The following is an 18,413-nucleotide window of genomic DNA, read 5'->3' on the forward strand; positions in this document are numbered from 1 at the left end:
ATAGAACGAATTTACATAAGGAGGAAATTATAATGAGAATTTTACTATCAGTTTTATTAGCGCTTATGCTAGTACCTGTATTAACAGGATGTAAAGCTCCTGCAAAAGAAGATACAACTTCTAATAAGAAAACTACTGAAGAAGCAAAAAATGAAGCTCCTGCTGATTTAAAACTTAACTTCAATGAATTTAGTTTAGATGCAGACTATCAAGATACGAAGAAAGACTACGAGGCTGATTATAAGAATGTAGCAGCAGATAAGAAAATGGAAGCAAAACTTGAAGACCACAAATCAAATGCAAAGTTTACAGGTGACGAGGCTATTACAAAATTAAGCCCACTTCTACAAGAATTAAAATTTGATAAAGATACTCCTGACCAAGAAGTAATCGATCAAGTAGTAAACGTGTTCAAACTTGATAAAGACTACCAAAAATTCGATTTAGAAGTTGTCTTCTCTGATGGAACGAAAAAAGAATATAAAAGAGAAATAAAATAAAGAAGTAGGCGGTTGCCTACTTCTTTATTTTTGCATATCTTAAATCCGGCTTAGATCCAACATAATATTGAAGTCCAGATACCGTTTGTTTTTGTAAATAAGAATCAGACGGGAATATAACCGGAATTAATGGTGAATCTGTAAACATAATATCTTCTGCTTTATGCAGTAAGTCAAAGCGCTTATCTTCATTTTGTTCAACTTCTGCTTCTTTCACTAAAGCATCAAATTCTTTATTATGCCATTTTGCATAGTTGTTCGGACCATCACCTGCATATAAATCTAGTTTAGTAATTGGGTCTAATAAAGAACCTCCCCATCCCATATAAGCTAATTGGAAATCACTTTGCTTATATGTATCGATGTAACTCTTCCACTCTTTATTTTCTAATTTAATATCTACACCAAGATTTTTCTTAAACATTTCCTGCATTGCTTCTGCTACTTTTTTATGCTGTGTATCCGTTGTGAATTTTAATGTTACTTCAGGTAATGTAGACCAACCTTGTTCTTTCATACCCTCTTCTAATAATTTTTTCGCTTCTGCTGGATCAAATTTAACGTAACCACCTTTTTCTTTACGGAAATCACGGCCACTTTGTGTTTTTGCTCCTTCTGGAACGAATGCATTTGCTTCTTGCGCATTATTCTTATACAGTTTTTCAACGATAAACTTACGATCAACTGCTAATGAGAATGCTTTACGTACTTTCGCATTTGTAAATGGCTCTTTTTCTACGTTAAACGAATAAATATAAGATGAGAATCCTGCAACACGCTTATATTCTTTATTCCCTTTTTCTTTCTCAATCATCTCTTGTGGTAAACCACTTAGTAAATCTAATTCTTTTGATTTGTACAATTGATACGCTGTTTTAGCGTCTGGAATAATACGAAACTCAATTTCTTTTAATGTTACCTTTTTATCGTAGTATTCTTTATTTTTTTGCACTGTAATTGCTTGGTTATGCTTCCATTCTTTTAACGTGAATGGTCCGTTCGTAATTAACTCTTTTGGATCTGTTTTTAATTTATTATTATCATCAATTGATTTTTTAGATAATGGAATAAATAATGAACTTGCTAATTTTTGTTTAATAGAAGAAACAGGGTGCTCAAGTGTTACCTTTAATGTTTGAGGATCAACAACTTGAATACCGACTTGGCCCTCTTCACCTTTTCCAGTATTATATGCCTCTGCCCCTTTAATAAAATACATTTCTGTCGCATTCATAGAACCCGTTTTCGGATTTAATAATCGCTTCCATGCAAATTCAAAATCACTTGCTGTAATAGGAGAACCATCTGACCATTTAATATCTTTCTTTAAATGGATTGTATATTCTGTTCCATCAGCATTTACTTCTTCTTTCTCTGCTAATTCATTTTGATATTTCCCATCACTATCTTGCGTATATAGACTTGAGAATAAATGTCCAATTACATAACCTGACGTGCTATCTGTTGCAATAGCGGAATCCAGTGTATATGGATCGCTACCAATATTCGTTACTAATCGATCTCCTTCTCCCTTACCAGCACTTGCTTTTTGCGTCTCTTTCTTACCACAAGCGACAGAAGTAATCGCTAAAACAGTCATAATGACAAACAGTAAAAACTTCTTCATCCTACATTCTCCTTTAACCCGAAATTTTTGGTGTTGATGCTAATAATGTTTTTGTATAAGAATGTTGTGGATTACGGAATACTTCGTCCGTATTTCCAAATTCAACAAGTTCTCCTTTATATAAGACAGCCACTTTTTCACATAAGTAGTGAACCATCGGTAAATCATGCGCGATAAATAAATACGTATAGCCTTGTTCCTTTTGAATCTTTTGCAACAAGTGTACAATTTGGATTTGAAGTGAAACATCTAACGCTGAAATTGGTTCATCCAGGATTAATACTTCTGGCTCACATAATAACGCCCTTGCAATAGCGATCCGTTGACGTTGTCCTCCGCTAAATTCGTGTGGGTATCGATCAATATATCGTCTATCTAATCCAACACGTTCTAGCGCATCACCTGCCACCTCATCTTTCAATCCTTTATCACCTAAACCGAATGAAATATATCCTTCTGTTACGCTATCGCGTACTTTCCAGCGCGGATTTAATGCAGCTGTTGAATCTTGAAAAATGAATTGTACTTTCTGCAAGAAATCTCGCTTATGAGCTGACTTCAACTTGTGAACCACTTGACCGTTATAATCAATTTGACCAGACGTTGGAATCTCGATCCCAGCTATGAGCTTACCAAGTGTTGTTTTCCCTGAACCACTTTCTCCAATAATGCCAAGCGTTGTTCCTTTCGGGATAGAAAGTGATATATCTTTTAACGCCGCTATTTCTTTCTTCTTACTTCCATACGTTTTCGTTACTTGCTTTACCATAATTAAATCTGTCGTCATGAGGCATTCACCTTCTCTTTTGATTTCGCTTGGTCATGCTCTAAAACATGTTGCCAACAATGTGAACTGTGTTCCTCAGAATATGATGTTCTATCAGGGAAACGATGAATGCATTCTTGTATTGCTACTGGGCATCTATTTACAAATGGGCACCCAAAGCTATTTAGCGTTTCAATTGATGGTGTTGTTCCCTCAATGGCCCTAAGCACCTTTTCAGAATCATCCATATTCGGAATAGCTTGCAATAAACTTTTTGTATATGGATGCTTAGGTGAACCTATCACTTCTTGTATCGTCCCTTTTTCAACAACACGTCCCCCGTACATCACAACCACTCGATCTGCTACTTCACGTACAAGTGCCAAATCGTGGGTAATTAATAAAATACTCGTATTTTGTTTTTCTTTTCGCTCTTTTAATAACCCCATAATTTGCTTTTGAATCGTTACATCTAATGCAGTTGTAGGCTCATCTGCAATAACGAGCTTTGGGTGACACGCAAACGCAATTGCCAAACAAATACGTTGCCTCATACCTCCGCTTAATTGATGTGGGTACTGTTCAAAACGTTTCTCTGCTTCATGTATCCCTAAATCATTTAATAAGTTAATCGCAATTTCTTTTGCTTCTCTTTTCGATTTTTTCTCATGTTGCAAAATCACTTCTGTAATTTGCCTTCCTACTTTCATCGTCGGATTTAAAGAGGACAGAGGGTCTTGAAAGATAAACGAAATATCTTCCCCTCGAATTTGATTCCATTCTGATTCTTGTAAATTCGTCAACCCTTGAGATTGGAAAGAGATGCTTCCGTCATCAATGTGAATAGATTCTTGATTTAATCCGACAATAGATTGTGCTGTAACACTTTTTCCTGAACCACTCTCTCCTACAAGTGCAACTATTTCACCTTCGTTAATAGAAAAGGAAACATGTTTCACAATCGCTTGCTTACTACTCTCTTTTTCAACGGCTAACGTTACGTTTTCTAAAGATAAAAGCTGTCCCATGTTTTTTCTCCTTTCGATTCCTTTTTACGATTTTTGGATCAATTGCATCTTGCAAACCATCACCAATTGCATTAAATGCGAACATGATGAGTGCAATCATGATTGCCGGGAAGAATAATTGCCACCACTCTCCGCTTAGCAATGTCCCGAGTGCATCGTTCGTCATCGTTCCCCAGCTAGCCGCTGGTGATTGCACCCCGAGTCCGATAAAGCTTAAAAATGATTCTGAGAAAATAGCTGCCGGAATTGTAAATGATAAATTTACGATAATAATCCCTGTTAAGTTTGGAATTAAGTGTCCATATATAATTTTCATATGAGACGTACCTAACCGTTCTGCTGCGATAACAAACTCTCTTTGTTTTAAAGACAAGACCTGGGCTCTAATGAGACGTGCCATGCCAATCCACCCTGTTAATGCAAGAGCGATTATAATCGTAAAAAGTCCTGGTTTCATCACAATCAATAGTAAAATAACAATTAATAAATATGGGATACCGTATAACACTTCAATCCCTCTTATAATCCATTCATCTATTAACGTTCCAAGACGATTACGCCCTCTTACATATCCACTAAAACCTCCGATCAGTACACCAAGACCTATGTCTAGTGCTGCTGCTACCAATCCAACTGTTAGTGAGATTTTTCCACCAGCCCAAGTACGTGCCCATATGTCTCTTCCTAAATCATCGGTTCCGAACCAATGCTCGCTACTAGGAGGTAAATTAGTCGCTTCTTTCACTTGTTCACTCGCAGTAAATGACGTTAAACTTTCGCCAATTAGTGAGAAAATTATAATGAGTAATAACGTCACTGCCCCTAAAACTGCTATAGGGTTTGATATAAACTTGCGAAACACTTCCTTCTTCCGGCTAATTGTTTGCTGATCTTTATTTATCGTTAATTCTTTTTTCTCTTCATTCGTTAATAACTGTTTATTAATTTCATAAGCTCCCATTTAAATATCCCCCCTCCTTATGTAATAGAACGAATACGCGGATCAACAATACGGTGAATAATATCTGTAATAAAAATACAAGAAATTAATAACGCACTATAGAAAATCGTTGTTCCCATAATGACCGGATAATCTCGGTTAAAAATACTATCTACAAAATATTTTCCGAGACCAGGAATTGAAAAGATTTTCTCGATAACGAAAGTCCCTGTTAAAAGCCCAGCCATTAACGGTCCAACAAATGTAAGTACTGGCACAATTGCATTTCGAAGAGCATGTCTTATAATAATCTTCTTAATTGGTATACCTTTCGCTCTCGCTAGCTTAATATAATCACTCTGCAAAACTTCAATCATATTAGAGCGAACAAACCTTGTAATAACCGCGATTGGTCCTAACGCTAATGCAAAGGATGGCAATACTGTATGTTCGAATGTACCCCAAGACGCTACAGGTAACAGTTCAAACTGTATAGCAAATACTTGTATAAATAGTGGCGCTAAAATAAAACTTGGAATAGATATACCGAGAATCGCAAGTAAGCTCACACTATAATCAATTACTTTCCCATGATATAAGGCTGCAAATGTACCTGCTGCAATTCCGACTAATAATGAAATAATAAGTGCTTGTAAACCAATAATCGCTGACGGACCAAATCCTGTCGTTATAATTTCTGATACGCCTTGACCTGTGGATTGAACAGATTCACCAAAATCAAAATGAACTACGCCATCTAAATAAGCGACGTATTGATTCCATAACGGTTCATCGAGGTGATACTTCGCCCTCATATTTTGTATTACTTCCTCGGGAAAGATTTTCGCATCTGATGAAAATGGATCCCCAGGAATGATATGCATAATCAAAAATGTTACTGTCGTAATGACCCATAGCGTGAAAACCATAACCGATAGTTTTTTAATAACATACACTTTAATAACCTCCTAAACTCATAAATTTACTTTGTTTTATTGACGTATCTTTCCCCTTGCTTCCTTTTCTCTTCTTAAAACACAAAAAGCCTTGATCTTAAAAAATAAGATCAAGGCTTAATAAACGAAGGCCCATCACTTATCTTTCAAGACTTGCTTGCTGGAATTAGCACGGTGTTCCTGTTACAGAACCCGCTGCTGAGGTGTCATAGGGCCAGTCCCTCTACCTCTCTGGATAAGTAAATTGCTATATTATTATTTGGTTCAAATTGTATATTTTGAATTATAATTCTGAAAAAATGAAAAGTCAATCAAATTGGATATATTTAGAAAAATCAGTTTTTACTTCTTTTATCGAAATTACAGTTTTCTCTTATAATAAAAAGGAATAATATTAAAGAAGTTATAAGGTGGATCCCTTACTTCTTGCTACTATAGAGTTACCATTAACAATCGTTATACTTGTCATCATCAGCTTCTATAAACTCTTTATTAAAAAGAAACGTATCACTTCTTTTTATACTCCATTCGATAATATTACCGGACAAACAATCTCTGAATTTCACGAAGAACAGAAGGTATTAGTATCCGATGGTTAAGACGGAGATGGTAAGAAGAAAAAATAACCTTGCGCGTGCGCAAGGTTATTTTTTCGTTTCTGCTTGAAAACGTTTATAGTATGTTGATGCTGTTGCAAAGTTAATTTCTATATCACGAATCAATGATGAGTCTTCTTCTTTAGCTAACTTCTGTAATTTTTTCATTGCTTGTTCCGATTCATTCAAGAAACCAGCGTATACCTCATGTTCTTGCTCTTTCGACTTTGGAACACGAATTTCTTTACGTATATGATCAATATCTTCTAACATGCTAGTCGTTACCTTTTGCACATCTTCTTTATATGTAGCATTCGTTATTTCCTTACCGCCCTTTTCTTTTGCCACTTCAAATAACTGTAGTGCTTTATTAATTTCTTTATTCATTTTCATATCGTATTTTTCATGTACTGCACGGTATTCTTTCATCTCTTCTGTTTGCTCAGTAGATTGCTCTACCTTTTCTTTCGGTTCTTTCGTATCTTTATTTCCATTACATCCTGCTAGAAGGATCATACTTCCCATTACAGCAATACCCAAAACCTTCTTCATCTCTTCTTCTCCTTTTATCTACAGCTACTACTCATTATAGTTTCTTTTATCTCCACTTGTTATTATACCGAGAACATCCTACTTTTTACACTTAAGACGCTACCTTAATATACATCCCTACATTTTTGTCACAGTATCGTCACTTTATGCAAATAACTTTTGCATCACCTTACAAAGCTATATGAGTTATTTCAAAGAAATGAAAAAAGAGCTGATTCCAAAATATTTGAATCAGCTCTTTTTTATAATTTAAGCTTCTAAATTTTGTCTTTGTTGCAGTTCAAACTGCTTTTCACTTCTTCTGGCCATAAATAGATAACATAATACAGCACCAATTTCACAAAGAGCTATCACAACCCCCATCGGTAATGCGGTATTGCTTCCGCCAATACCTACTAATGGTGCAACAAGTGCTCCTGAAATGAACTGTAATAAACCTAATAAAGCCGATGCCGTTCCTGCAGCTTGTTTCTGGTTTCTCATCGCTAATGAGAAACCAGTTGTTGATACAACCCCGACACTTGATACAACAAGGAATAACGAACATAAAACACCAATTAAACCTATTCCTAGTACAATTGTCAGTAGTAAAGATAAACCACCAACAGCTGCAATAATAATACCGGAAACGAATAACGTTTTCTCATTCACTTTCCCTGCTAAACGGCCTGTAACCTGACTAGCAATAATAATACCGATACCGTTAATCGCAAAGAATAAGCTAAATTGCTGTGGTGATGCTCCGTATATGTTCTGCAACACAAATGGTGAGCCCGAAATGTAAGCAAACATCGCCGCCGTTACTAGCCCTTGTGATAATGCATATCCCATAAACAAACGATCTTTTAACAGTTTTCCATACGTCGCCAATGTCCCTGACAAACCACCTGTTTCTCTTTCTTCAGGAGGTAATGTTTCACGTAATACGAAAGTAGCTGATATTAACATGAATACACTAATTGCTCCGAGAACGATGAAGACACCGCGCCATGTTGTGAACTGTAGTAATTGTCCCCCAATAATCGGTGCCAAAATAGGTGCTGCTCCGTTTACTAACATGAGCAGTGAGAAAAACTTCGTCATTTCAGAACCTGAATACATGTCACGTACCATTGCACGTGATATAACAATCCCGGCCGATCCTGAAGCACCTTGTAAGAAGCGCAATAACACTAAACTCCAAATAGATGGTGCAATAGCACAAAGTAAAGAAGAAGCAACATAAATAATAAGAGCGATAATAAGAGGTTTGCGCCTTCCGTAAATGTCACTAATTGAACCAACAAATAATTGTCCTACTGAAAGCCCAAGCAAACAAGCTGTCAATGTAAGCTGTGCAAGAGATGCGCCTGTTTGTAAATCATCTGTTAATTTTGGTAAAGAAGGCAAATACATATCAATAGATAATGGCCCAATCGCCGTAAGTGTCCCTAATACAAGAATCATCCATAACCTATTTGTCTTTACAGGTTTATATATTTCGTGATTAACTCCATTCACTTTTTCCGTTCACCCTTTCCGATAAATACTAAATCGTAACAATTATAGTTACAACATAAACATACGTCAAGTATAGTGCATTTTCCTGTTTCATACCGTAAAAAAAGCGATAGAATTTCTATCGCTTTACTTTTTCAAATTGCTATTTGTAAATTTAGATACGGAAGACATCGCCTCTCCTGTATCTAAATATGTTATTTGAATTGGATCTCCCACTTCTGTAAACATAGCATATGGGAATTTCTTCACCGGTATCATAAATACTTTTTGTTCATTCTCTAACAGTACATACACAATTGTATTTTCACCTGATTTTTCTTTATATACACGTTGTACAACGCCTTCTTTTTGTGCTTCTTTACCATTTGAAGTCGGTCTAAATGAATCTCCACTTCCACTCAGCGCATTTTTATAATTCTCAAGCGCTTCTTTTTGCGTCGAACCTGTTGCAAATATTTTCGCATTAGAAGCATAGATAACCGTGTGAGCACGTACTAATCCTCCGTCATCAATAACAGGTACAATCCAAGAAGGTTTACCATACACGTTATAAATAACCGGCATCGTTCCGTGCCATTTCTCTCTCTTAAAGGAATTATCCACTACTTCCGAAGCAGCTGAACCATCCATAATTCCCTTTACTTCTTTTCCGTTATAGTAATACAACTTACCTGTACGCGCATCGATAAGCGAGTAACCTAACGCAGAATCTACTCCTTCTTTCGGAGAGGTGAAATCAGTAAAGTAATATAGCGTTCCATCCTTACCGAAGATTGGTGTAACTCCTTCTTTCGTTCCCCACTCAGTCGGAATTTTCATATCCGTTTGCGAGAATTTTGTATTCCAAAATCCATGAATATATTTACCGAAATACGTATTTAATGTAGATGCGGTCTCGTGATTTAATACGCCATCAACGAATTTAGGTGCCTTTCCTTTGTCGTATCTTTTCACTTCACCTGTTTGCGCGTCTACTACTACAACGCCCTCTACTTCAAATCCAGATCTTCCTGAAATAAATTCACCGTACGTCATTGTATAATACGGTTTCCCTTGATCATCCACTTCGAATTTAGGTTTCCCTTTAAAGATTAGATTTGGTTCTGCTTGCCTTACAACACGCTCTAAATTATTCCCGAAGAACATGCTTGGCACATATTTCATTTTATAACCAAGATGCAGTTTCGCTTCCGCATCAGGATTCGTACCTGACATCGTTACGTACCCTGGAATTGTCTCAGCTTTACGTGCTTTAAAAAAGCCTGAAACTTCAATCGGTGCTACATATAAAGCCTCACCATTTACCATTTGTGGCGTTAATTCCCCTAGCTCAAAATAAGCTACTTTCGGAATATCCCCAAATACTTTTTTCATTTTATTCTCCGCTGTCTTTGGCGGCACTGTAAACGGTTGATCATTTTCAGTAAACGGCTCTGAAATATCTTTCTCGATCTTCACAACAGAATCATATTTTTTTTGCGTGATTACTATATCGTGTAAATAACCAAAATAGCCGTAACTTGCGAGTAAAATAAACATTAGAAGTCCCTTTAACGTACCTTCTAATTTCCCTATTTGATTTTGTGAAAATAAAACAAGCCCAATTAAAACTGCTACTGCAACGGCATAATGGGTAAGAATCGAATCTGCTCGATCATCGATTAGCCAAAGATATTCGTAGATTGCAATACCTATCCAAAATAATACAGGAATAACTAAAATGGATGATTTCTTACCCTTTACAACCTTCTCATCCCCTTTCTTATCCACTGCTCGAAGTTTACTACCGCTTCTTGTCCATGGAATCAAAAACAAAGTGAGAATAGCTAAAATTAAAAATTTCATCAAAGGCAATGTCCCCTTTTCTTTTATTTTCCCTTTTAGTATAACAAATAAAGGGTATTCAGGTAAAAATGGGGATGATTATATTTTTTTACTACTTAATACAATCCCACTCACTACATATAAGATGGATGCAATATAAAAAATGGTGCCAATCGTAAAGAAATCTACTAAATATCCCGTTGCAATAATTGCTATTGCTCCTCCAATTGATGTCCACACATGATATTTTCCAATCTCATAACCAGCATTTTCTTGCACAACCTTTCGTGCTAACGACGTCTTCTCGGTATTACGCTGCACAGCACCTAAAACTCCCATTACAATTTGAAGAATATACACATGCCAGACTTCCGTGGCAATCGGGAAACAAAGCATTAATATCGCCATGGACCAAGCATATATAATTAATAATTTTTGATCACCTACTCGATCAGACATCTTTCCTACTAATGGATATACAAGTGCTGAAGTTAAAGCAAATAAGCCATACGCCCAGCCAAACTGCGAGAAGCTATTCCCAACATTCCGAAGCAATAGAATGTAAAAAGGAAATACCATACTTCCCGCCATCATAATTATGCTTTGTGACGCTACAAATCTTCTATATGTCATTTCGTATACTCCCTATAAAATAAATTCACAAATCTCTCTTTTGGATCCGCTTCTTTTTTCTTCTGAAGAAATTCTTCTATACGAGGATATGCCCTCTTTAACTGCTCCTTCGTTGGATACGAATAGTACGGTAAATAATAACTACCATTATGTTTTAAAGTAACATCAATCATTTTCTGAATGACATCTTCTGTTTTCTTTATTTCATCCTCTGAGCGTCCTTGGTTAATTAAAAGAACTAGCGCAAACATATCATCTTTCGCATAGGATAAAACTGCATTTTCATTCTTTTCCACATAACGAATCGTAATATTGAGCAAATTAAACTCTTCTTCATTTAATACGTTACGTAGATCATCTATGTATTCCGTGAAGAAATCTATAGGCACAAAGTATTCTTGTAACACTTCTGTTCTATTCGAATTTTCATATTCCATAAAGGCACTATCTGACCTCATAACATTATTTCGCGTCTCATACGCTCCATCTGTACGCTCAAAATAACTTCTTTGTATATCCCAAAATGTATTCTTTCCCCAATCGCTATAACGGGATAATCCGAGTAAAAATTTCGGTGCAGCTATAATAGTTTCCTCTTTTAATTCACTGTGCTCTTCCCTCATATTTTGATTTTTCGCCAATGTATAATCTGTCACATACATCTCTTTTAAAAATGAATTGGGGGCAACAGAAATACGGGCTAAGTGCATACGAACATTTTCATCTCTTTTCACTTTATCTTTGAAATAAGATGTGTATTCTTTATAATCTATCATTCTCGTATGCATTTCATATAATTCATCATCAGTTAACTTTAATGTCACATCTAAAATGACACCAAATAACCCGTAACCACCTATGACATATGGGAATAGCTCTGCATTTTCTTCTCTACTTACATTACGTACCGTACCATCTGCCATTAACAATCTGAATGACTCTACTGTATCGATCAATGCTTCATGACGAATATCACGCCCATGTACATTCACACTTAATGAACCACCAACAGTAAAAATGTTTTGAGATTGCATTACTTGAACCGCAAGACCATATGGATTGATTTTCTTTTGAATGTCATTCCATGTGACACCGCTTTGCACCCTAATCCTCTTCTCCTCCGGATCAAATTCTAATATTTTATTATACCCCTTCATATCAAGCATCGTGCCGTTCGGATAATACGTCTGTCCTCCTTGACTATGTTGCATACCTGCAATGGAAATTTTCTCTCCGGAAGTATTTGCATCTTTCACTACCTGTTTTAATGAACGTTCATCCTCAGCATTTTCAACACGTTTAATTTTCGTTGGAAGCAACTTTCCTACATCGCTCATAATAGGGTGCTTTAGTTGCTCTTTATATGTATTTACAGATGTTGCAAGCAACACTGTATAAGCCACAATGACCACCGCTATCTTTCTTTTTTTCAAATGACACTCTCCTCTTCTACAGTTTTCCCTCTTCATATTGTACCTATTTTCCTATGAAGAAAGTATACAAAAAAGAGGGCACCTTATTTTAGGTCCCCCCTCATCAAAACTGTTACTTTGCTGCCGGCAATTGTATTGGGTCAAACTTTTCGTACGACGTATATTTTGCGTTCGTAATAATGTGTGCTTTATCCTTGCCGTTACTACTCATAATCATGTCTATCTTTGCTGATTCATATTTAAAATCTTTTGTAATGATATATTCTGCATCCACTTCTTCTATCTTCGCATTTTGTGCTTGTAACATTTTCTTCTGTGTTTCATCCATGCTAGTTAACATACTTTCTGTTTCTTGCCCTTTTAATGTAAATTTCAGTTTATATTTATCTCCGCTTTTCTCCATCTTCATTTTATCTAAAACTACTGCTGGTACTTCTAACTTATCTATAATATCTTGAGTCGCTTCCATTCCACCAGCGTTTAATTGCTCCTCTGGTACGGTTATAACTTCTCCTGTATTAGGGTTTTTTACCTCGCCAGCAACTTTACCATCCACAGTATACACTACAACATCTGTACCGGAAATATTCATTTCAGAACGAGAATTTTTTGTCTTTGGCTCCAATTGCATCTTAGCCTTTACTATATCCATCTCTGTTCCCTCAGCTTTTACCCCTACACCATATGTCATCGTTACATGCTCTTCATTTTTAAAAGCTTCGTTCGTTTTCTTGAAAACATCCTTCGCTGCTAATTCTTTTTCTTTTTGAACTGATTCTTTTTTCGGTTCATCCGTCTTTGCTGTTTTCTCATTACTACACCCTACCCCTAGACTGATTGCAAGTACTAAACTTGAAACAAAAATATTTTTTTTCATAATGTCGCCCCCTTTCCCAAAATAATATCACCTCTTTTCCTATGAAATCTATATAATTTTTAATCTATATTCGCTATATAGCGACATGTTTAATGAAGGTTTTAAATATGATGTAAATAACAACAACTCATTTCAGGAGGTCATTATGAAGGCGATCATTTGCACACAGTATGGACCACCTAACGTTCTTCAGCTTCAAAATATAGAGAAACCTACACCTAAAAAGAACGAAGTATTAATTAAAATTCACGCAACAAGTGTATCGACTGGAGATTGTAGAATCCGCGGTTTTAATAGTCCCCTCTTATTTTGGATTCCTATGCGGATCATATTAGGTTTCAGAAAACCGAGAAACCCTATACTCGGCGTAGAGTTATCCGGTGAAATCGAAGAAATAGGAACAGATGTAACTCAATTTAAAAAAGGTGATCCAATTTTTGCATTAACAGAACTAAACCTCGGTGGTTACGCCGAGTACACATGCGTACATGAAAGTGGATTAATAACATTAAAACCTACCAATGTGACGTATGAAGAAGCCGCAGTTATTCCTTTTGGTGGAACTTCAGCATTACATTTCCTGAGAAAGGGCCGTATAAAAAAAGGGCAACAAGTGCTCATATATGGTGCCTCCGGATCAGTAGGAACAGCTGCTGTACAACTTGCTAAATATTTCGGTACGACCGTTACGGCTGTTTGTAGTAATTCAAATTTTGAACTCGTGCAATCTTTAGGAGCTGATAAAGTAATTGATTATACGAAAGAAGATTTTACTAAGCTGGGTGAACGCTACAATATTATATTTGATGCAGTTGGAAAACATAAAAAATCCCTTTGTGAAAAGGCATTAACACCTAATGGGAAATATGTATCTGTGAATGGAATGATGGCAAAAGTAAGTAAAGAAGATATGATTCTACTAAAAAAACTCACTGAAGCAGAACATTTAAAGCCTGTTATTGATAGAACTTACCGATTAGAAGAAATTGCTGAAGCTCATATATATGTAGAAAAAGGGCATAAAAAAGGAAATGTTTTGATTACCTTAAAATAAAATATATTCAGAAAATAACATTGACAATTCTTTTTGTAAGATTTACTATTAGTACCATATTAAAAAAACTACATACACATACTCTTATCAAGAGTGGCGGAGGGACTGGCCCGATGATGCCCGGCAACCGAGCTTATGACGTATAAGCTAAGGTGCTAATTCCTGCAAAACGAGTTTTCGTTTTGGAAGATAAGAGAGGAACCTATTTTATCTATTCGGCACCTCTCTTATTTTTGAGAGGTGCTTTTTATTTTGGAACGTATATGAAGGGGGAACTATAGATGAGAAAAGTATTATTGAGCATTGTAAGTGGAGCGGTATTATTGTTAGGTGCATGTGGTGCTAATTCTGATAAAGAGGTAAAAGCATTAGATGAGAAAAAGATTACTGTCGGTGTAACAGGTGGACCACATGAACAAATTTTTGAAAAGGTAAAAGAAGTGGCAGCCAAAGACGGGCTCGAAATTGAGGTAAAAGTATTTAATGATTATGTAGCACCAAACGTATCCCTAGATGAAAAAAGTCTTGATGTAAATAGCTATCAAACGAAATCTTATTTAGACGTATTTAAAGCTGAACGTAATATGAAATTAACGGAAATATTTTCAACAGTAACATTCCCTATGGGCGTATATTCTAAAAACATAAAAGATGTAAAAGATTTAAAAGAGGGCGACGCAATCGCTGTACCAAATGATCCAACGAATGAACTTCGAGCTTTAAAACTATTTGAAAAAGCAGGAGTTTTAAAAGTGGATCCAAAGGCTACTGAAAAAGCGACTGCAAAAGATGTAATTGAAAACCCAAAGAAATTAAAGATTGTTGAATTAGAGGCATCTCAATTACCGACACAACTAAGTGAAGTGAAAGCAGCTGCAATTAATACAAACTTTGCATTAGGTGCAAAATTAAGCCCTGCGAAAGATTCTATTTTCCGTGAAGGAAAAGATTCACCATATGTAAACTGGGTCGTTGTTCGTACTGAAAATAAAGATGATACTGTTGTAAATAAATTAAAGAAAGCGTATCAATCTAAAGAAGTAAAAGAATTTATCGAGAAAAAATTTGATGGTTCAGTTTTACCATCTTGGTAGGAGCTGACGATAATGATTGAATTAAAAAATGTATCCAAAGTATTTACAACAAAAAAAGGGAATGTAGAAGCTCTTAAACCTACTTCCCTTCAAGTAAAAAAGGGCGAAGTATTTGGAATCATTGGATATAGTGGCGCTGGTAAAAGTACATTAATTCGATGTGTAAATTTATTAGAAAAACCAACGACAGGAAATATCATTGTAAACGGCCAAAACTTAACAACTTTATCAGCAAAAGAACTAGCAAAATCGAGACAAAAAATCGGAATGATTTTTCAAGGATTCAACTTACTTAAAACTGTGACAGTTTATGAAAATATCGCATTACCTTTACGTCTATCTGGTCTTCCCAAAAATGAAATTGAAAAAAGGGTAGAAAAGTATTTACGTATTGTCGATCTTTTTAATCGAAAAGATGCATATCCGAGCGAACTTTCTGGCGGCCAGAAGCAGCGTGTTGCCATTGCACGTGCACTATCACATGAACCGGAAGTGTTATTAAGCGACGAAGCAACGAGCGCTTTAGACCCAGAAACAACGGATTCTATTCTCGACCTATTACTAAAGATTAATGAAGAAATCGGGATTACAATTTTATTAATTACACATGAAATGAATGTCATCCAGCGTATATGTGACCGAGTTGCTGTTATGGAACATGGAGCAGTAGTCGAAAGCGGGACTGTGAAGGATATCTTCACAAAGCCACAACATGTAACAACGAAAAAATTTGTAAACAGTGCATTTGCAGCTAAAATTCCAGGAGAGGTACAAAAAGAACTACAAACTACCGGTGAAATTGTAACTCTCTCCTTTATAGGGAATGCTTCAGGAGAGCCAGCATTAGCTGTTGCTACAAAACGTTTCCAAGTGTATCCGAATATTTTATCCGGTAATATTACACAGTTAAAACATGAAGCATATGGGAAACTAGTCATTCATATGCAGGGTGAAAAAAATGAAGTAGACCGCGCTTTATCCTTTTTACAAGAGCAAGGGATCATCGTAGAAGGAGGTAGAACAGACTATGGGAAACAAATCCTTTTTGGATGAATGGGGTAAAGTCATATGGGAAGCAACCATTCAAACATTTCAAATGACATCTATTTCACTATTCATCTCTATCCTTATTGCATTACCACTTGGCGTTACACTTGTTTTAACGAGACCTGGTGGACAGCACGAAAATAAAATCATTTATCCAATCCTTAATACAATTATTAATATAATTCGCTCTCTTCCATTTATCATTCTATTATTCTTCATTTTACCTTTTACAAAGTTTCTAATGGGAACATCCATTGGCGTGCAAGGAGTTATCGTACCACTTGTCGTATTCACAGCTCCTTATATTGCACGATTAATGGAGACAGCTTTATTAGAAGTAGATCGTGGTGTTATTGAAGCTTACCAAGCGATGGGCATTTCTACTATAAAAATCATTTGGCACGTTATGGTGAAAGAAGCTCGTCCCTCCCTTATACTTGGATTAACAATTGCAACGATTGGTTTAATCGGTGCAACAGCAATGGCTGGACTTGTAGGTGCTGGCGGTCTTGGTGATTTAGCATATCGATTCGGACATTTACGCTACGAACCTGAAGTAATGTATGCAACTGTCTTTATTTTAATTATCCTCGTTCAAGGGCTACAATCTTTAGGGAATGGTGTTGCACGAAGATTGAAGAAAGATTAAAAAAAGAAGGTATCTCACCAAGGTGAGATACCTTCTTTTTATCCCGCTATTCGCCGGGCAGTAAGACCCCACCTCAAAATTCAACGGAAGCAAAGAAGTTAGGTGGGGAATCAACTGCCCGTAAAAGCCCGATAGGTGAAGGCTAATAATCAGTGGGGGATGCCCCCCACTGATTAAAGTTTCACTTTATCTTTTAAATCCACCTTCTGAATGAATAACCTGTCCAGTAATCCATTCTGCTTCTTCACTTACTAAAAACTTAATAAGTCTTGCTGCATCCTTTGGCTCACCAATTCTTCCAAAAGGAAACATTGGTTTTAATCCTTGCTTTATCTCTTCAGTCATCCAGCCTGTATCAGTTGGACCTGGGTTAATTGCATTCACTGTTATTCCTAAATGAGCTACCTCAGCTGACAACGTACTAGTAAGAGCATCAATAGCTCCCTTCGTTGTTGCATATGCTAGTTCTCCTGCCATAGGTCCTTTAAATTGTCCCGATGTCATATTCACAATTCTACCACCAGATTTCTTATCAAACCCTTGGGCAAATTGACTACTTAACAACGTAGTCGCACGAACATTTACCATGTAGTGCTTATCTAATTCTTCAGCAGTCAAATTAGAGAAGTCATTATTTGTGGAATACGCTGCATTATTAATTAATATATGAGGGTAGCCTAGTTGTTCAGTAACTTTATGTATAAGCTCTTTCGGTGCACCATTCTGAGTTAAATCTAACTCCATACTCGATACTTTAACACCGCTTTTTAGTAACTCTTCTTTTAATTGTATTTGTTCACTTTGATTAACGCCCCAAGGCATCTCTTTATCGTACGCTATCCAATACGTAAAAAATATATCGTATCCTGCTTCAGCTAATTCTTTACAAATTGCTGCGCCTATACCATCTAGACGACTTACACCTGTAACAACTGCTATTTTATTTTTTAATTGATTCATCATATACTCCTCCAATTTTAAAGGACGCATATTTTATATAAGAGATATGAATTTCCCTACGCATTAGCCTTACAAAAGGGATGTACAAGCCAAATATGCAGTCCTTGAATGATTTATAGACAGCTAAATAAGCCCTCACTTATGAGAGAAAAATTTATCTATCTAAATTTCGAATCATCAAAAGTTCATCCACATATCGAGTCTTTATCCCCTCTCCATATATCTCCAAATTTTATTTTAGCATTAAAGATTTAATATTTCAAAAATAAAATAACCACTCCTATTTATAAAGTATCATGTACTATAAACCATAGTTAATAACTAATTTAAGTTTAAGTGTATACATTTACCATTACCTGTTCGTTGTATAAGTGTAG

18 protein-coding genes and 2 riboswitches are annotated in these 18,413 nt (G+C 36.0%); of the genes, 6 read left to right on the top strand and 12 right to left on the bottom strand.

The features are described 5' to 3' along the window. The first annotated feature begins 32 nt into the window (after positions 1–32). Positions 33–500: a YusW family protein gene (locus JDS82_RS24350; RefSeq protein ID WP_001221562.1), complete on the top strand. Its 468-nt coding sequence runs from the start codon at positions 33–35 to the stop codon at positions 498–500. Positions 501–516: 16 nt separating this feature from the next. Here the strand turns inward: JDS82_RS24350 and JDS82_RS24355 are convergent, their stop codons facing one another. Genes JDS82_RS24355 through JDS82_RS24375 form a run of 5 tightly spaced genes read right to left on the bottom strand, consistent with a single transcriptional unit; the run spans position 517 to position 5,817 of the window. Next, positions 517–2,127 carry a peptide ABC transporter substrate-binding protein gene (locus JDS82_RS24355; protein ID WP_199714087.1) on the bottom strand — a complete coding sequence of 537 codons (1,611 nt, stop codon included), beginning with the start codon at positions 2,125–2,127 and terminating at the stop codon, positions 517–519. Between the two features lie 13 nt (positions 2,128–2,140). Beyond that, positions 2,141–2,914 carry an ABC transporter ATP-binding protein gene (locus tag JDS82_RS24360; protein WP_199714088.1) on the bottom strand — a complete coding sequence of 258 codons (774 nt, stop codon included), beginning with the start codon at positions 2,912–2,914 and terminating at the stop codon, positions 2,141–2,143. Further along, the gene (locus JDS82_RS24365; RefSeq protein ID WP_199714089.1) at positions 2,911–3,921 is read right to left on the bottom strand and encodes an ABC transporter ATP-binding protein; all 1,011 of its coding nucleotides are present in this window, start codon (positions 3,919–3,921) and stop codon (positions 2,911–2,913) included. Before JDS82_RS24365 ends, JDS82_RS24360 begins: the two co-directional genes overlap by 4 nt. Next, positions 3,878–4,882, bottom strand: a complete 1,005-nt coding sequence (locus tag JDS82_RS24370) for an ABC transporter permease (RefSeq protein WP_048528644.1) — start codon at positions 4,880–4,882, stop codon at positions 3,878–3,880. The genes JDS82_RS24365 and JDS82_RS24370 overlap by 44 nt, the downstream gene beginning before the upstream one ends. Before the next feature lie 17 nt (positions 4,883–4,899). Further along, positions 4,900–5,817, bottom strand: a complete 918-nt coding sequence (locus JDS82_RS24375; RefSeq protein WP_048528645.1) for an ABC transporter permease — start codon at positions 5,815–5,817, stop codon at positions 4,900–4,902. Between the two features lie 136 nt (positions 5,818–5,953). Beyond that, positions 5,954–6,059: riboswitch (SAM riboswitch) on the bottom strand. 168 nt (positions 6,060–6,227) lie between these two features. Between JDS82_RS24375 and JDS82_RS24380 the strand changes: the two genes are divergently transcribed. Beyond that, on the top strand, positions 6,228–6,416 hold the full coding sequence (locus JDS82_RS24380) for a DUF3951 domain-containing protein (RefSeq protein WP_048567286.1): 189 nt from the start codon (positions 6,228–6,230) through the stop codon (positions 6,414–6,416). A 45-nt stretch (positions 6,417–6,461) separates the two neighbouring features. Here the strand turns inward: JDS82_RS24380 and JDS82_RS24385 are convergent, their stop codons facing one another. The 6 genes from JDS82_RS24385 to JDS82_RS24410 all read right to left on the bottom strand — a co-directional run bounded on the left by JDS82_RS24385 (position 6,462) and on the right by JDS82_RS24410 (position 13,232). Then, positions 6,462–6,965, bottom strand: a complete 504-nt coding sequence (locus JDS82_RS24385) for a hypothetical protein (RefSeq protein ID WP_000756532.1) — start codon at positions 6,963–6,965, stop codon at positions 6,462–6,464. A gap of 249 nt (positions 6,966–7,214) precedes the next feature. Further along, a complete protein-coding gene (locus JDS82_RS24390) occupies positions 7,215–8,465 on the bottom strand; it encodes a multidrug effflux MFS transporter (RefSeq protein WP_001014693.1) in 1,251 nt (416 codons plus the stop codon). A gap of 126 nt (positions 8,466–8,591) precedes the next feature. Next, on the bottom strand, positions 8,592–10,310 hold the full coding sequence (locus tag JDS82_RS24395) for a DUF3981 domain-containing protein (RefSeq protein ID WP_000670275.1): 1,719 nt from the start codon (positions 10,308–10,310) through the stop codon (positions 8,592–8,594). A gap of 78 nt (positions 10,311–10,388) precedes the next feature. Beyond that, positions 10,389–10,922, bottom strand: coding sequence for an MFS transporter (locus JDS82_RS24400; RefSeq protein ID WP_048567287.1), 534 nt, complete (start codon positions 10,920–10,922; stop codon positions 10,389–10,391). Beyond that, positions 10,919–12,355 carry an FAD-binding oxidoreductase gene (locus tag JDS82_RS24405; RefSeq protein ID WP_048567288.1) on the bottom strand — a complete coding sequence of 479 codons (1,437 nt, stop codon included), beginning with the start codon at positions 12,353–12,355 and terminating at the stop codon, positions 10,919–10,921. The genes JDS82_RS24400 and JDS82_RS24405 overlap by 4 nt, the downstream gene beginning before the upstream one ends. 112 nt (positions 12,356–12,467) lie before the next feature. Beyond that, positions 12,468–13,232, bottom strand: coding sequence for a hypothetical protein (locus JDS82_RS24410; RefSeq protein ID WP_199714090.1), 765 nt, complete (start codon positions 13,230–13,232; stop codon positions 12,468–12,470). A gap of 145 nt (positions 13,233–13,377) precedes the next feature. On the opposite strand from JDS82_RS24410, the gene JDS82_RS24415 reads away from it, so the two are divergent. From JDS82_RS24415 to JDS82_RS24430, 4 genes are all read left to right on the top strand, one after another. After that, entirely contained in the window at positions 13,378–14,286 is a 909-nt protein-coding gene (locus JDS82_RS24415; RefSeq protein WP_199714091.1) for an NAD(P)-dependent alcohol dehydrogenase, read from the top strand. A gap of 81 nt (positions 14,287–14,367) precedes the next feature. Then, positions 14,368–14,482, top strand: a riboswitch (SAM riboswitch). Between the two features lie 85 nt (positions 14,483–14,567). Beyond that, on the top strand, positions 14,568–15,380 hold the full coding sequence (locus JDS82_RS24420) for a MetQ/NlpA family ABC transporter substrate-binding protein (RefSeq protein ID WP_199714092.1): 813 nt from the start codon (positions 14,568–14,570) through the stop codon (positions 15,378–15,380). Between the two features lie 12 nt (positions 15,381–15,392). After that, positions 15,393–16,433 carry a methionine ABC transporter ATP-binding protein gene (locus JDS82_RS24425; RefSeq protein WP_199714093.1) on the top strand — a complete coding sequence of 347 codons (1,041 nt, stop codon included), beginning with the start codon at positions 15,393–15,395 and terminating at the stop codon, positions 16,431–16,433. Next, complete coding sequence (locus JDS82_RS24430) at positions 16,408–17,076, top strand: methionine ABC transporter permease (protein WP_000527133.1); 669 nt, start codon at positions 16,408–16,410, stop codon at positions 17,074–17,076. The genes JDS82_RS24425 and JDS82_RS24430 overlap by 26 nt, the downstream gene beginning before the upstream one ends. A 186-nt stretch (positions 17,077–17,262) precedes the next feature. Here the strand turns inward: JDS82_RS24430 and JDS82_RS24435 are convergent, their stop codons facing one another. Continuing rightward, positions 17,263–18,039 carry an SDR family oxidoreductase gene (locus tag JDS82_RS24435; RefSeq protein WP_199714094.1) on the bottom strand — a complete coding sequence of 259 codons (777 nt, stop codon included), beginning with the start codon at positions 18,037–18,039 and terminating at the stop codon, positions 17,263–17,265. Positions 18,040–18,413: the final 374 nt, after the last annotated feature.

The organism is Bacillus cereus group sp. N14 (assembly GCF_016483555.1).
Taxonomy (GTDB): Bacteria; Bacillota; Bacilli; order Bacillales; family Bacillaceae_G; genus Bacillus_A; species Bacillus_A wiedmannii.

Excerpts from the sequence above, each read along its gene's own strand:
- JDS82_RS24350 (WP_001221562.1), top strand. The coding sequence starts at position 33 with ATGAGAATTTTACTATCAGTTTTATTAGCGCTTATGCTAGTACCTGTA.
- JDS82_RS24355 (WP_199714087.1), bottom strand. The coding sequence starts at position 2,127 with ATGAAGAAGTTTTTACTGTTTGTCATTATGACTGTTTTAGCGATTACT.
- JDS82_RS24360 (WP_199714088.1), bottom strand. The coding sequence starts at position 2,914 with ATGACGACAGATTTAATTATGGTAAAGCAAGTAACGAAAACGTATGGA.
- JDS82_RS24365 (WP_199714089.1), bottom strand. The coding sequence starts at position 3,921 with ATGGGACAGCTTTTATCTTTAGAAAACGTAACGTTAGCCGTTGAAAAA.
- JDS82_RS24370 (WP_048528644.1), bottom strand. The coding sequence starts at position 4,882 with ATGGGAGCTTATGAAATTAATAAACAGTTATTAACGAATGAAGAGAAA.
- JDS82_RS24385 (WP_000756532.1), bottom strand. The coding sequence starts at position 6,965 with ATGAAGAAGGTTTTGGGTATTGCTGTAATGGGAAGTATGATCCTTCTA.
- JDS82_RS24395 (WP_000670275.1), bottom strand. The coding sequence starts at position 10,310 with ATGAAATTTTTAATTTTAGCTATTCTCACTTTGTTTTTGATTCCATGG.
- JDS82_RS24400 (WP_048567287.1), bottom strand. The coding sequence starts at position 10,922 with ATGACATATAGAAGATTTGTAGCGTCACAAAGCATAATTATGATGGCG.
- JDS82_RS24410 (WP_199714090.1), bottom strand. The coding sequence starts at position 13,232 with ATGAAAAAAAATATTTTTGTTTCAAGTTTAGTACTTGCAATCAGTCTA.
- JDS82_RS24415 (WP_199714091.1), top strand. The coding sequence starts at position 13,378 with ATGAAGGCGATCATTTGCACACAGTATGGACCACCTAACGTTCTTCAG.
- JDS82_RS24420 (WP_199714092.1), top strand. The coding sequence starts at position 14,568 with ATGAGAAAAGTATTATTGAGCATTGTAAGTGGAGCGGTATTATTGTTA.
- JDS82_RS24425 (WP_199714093.1), top strand. The coding sequence starts at position 15,393 with ATGATTGAATTAAAAAATGTATCCAAAGTATTTACAACAAAAAAAGGG.
- JDS82_RS24430 (WP_000527133.1), top strand. The coding sequence starts at position 16,408 with ATGGGAAACAAATCCTTTTTGGATGAATGGGGTAAAGTCATATGGGAA.
- JDS82_RS24435 (WP_199714094.1), bottom strand. The coding sequence starts at position 18,039 with ATGATGAATCAATTAAAAAATAAAATAGCAGTTGTTACAGGTGTAAGT.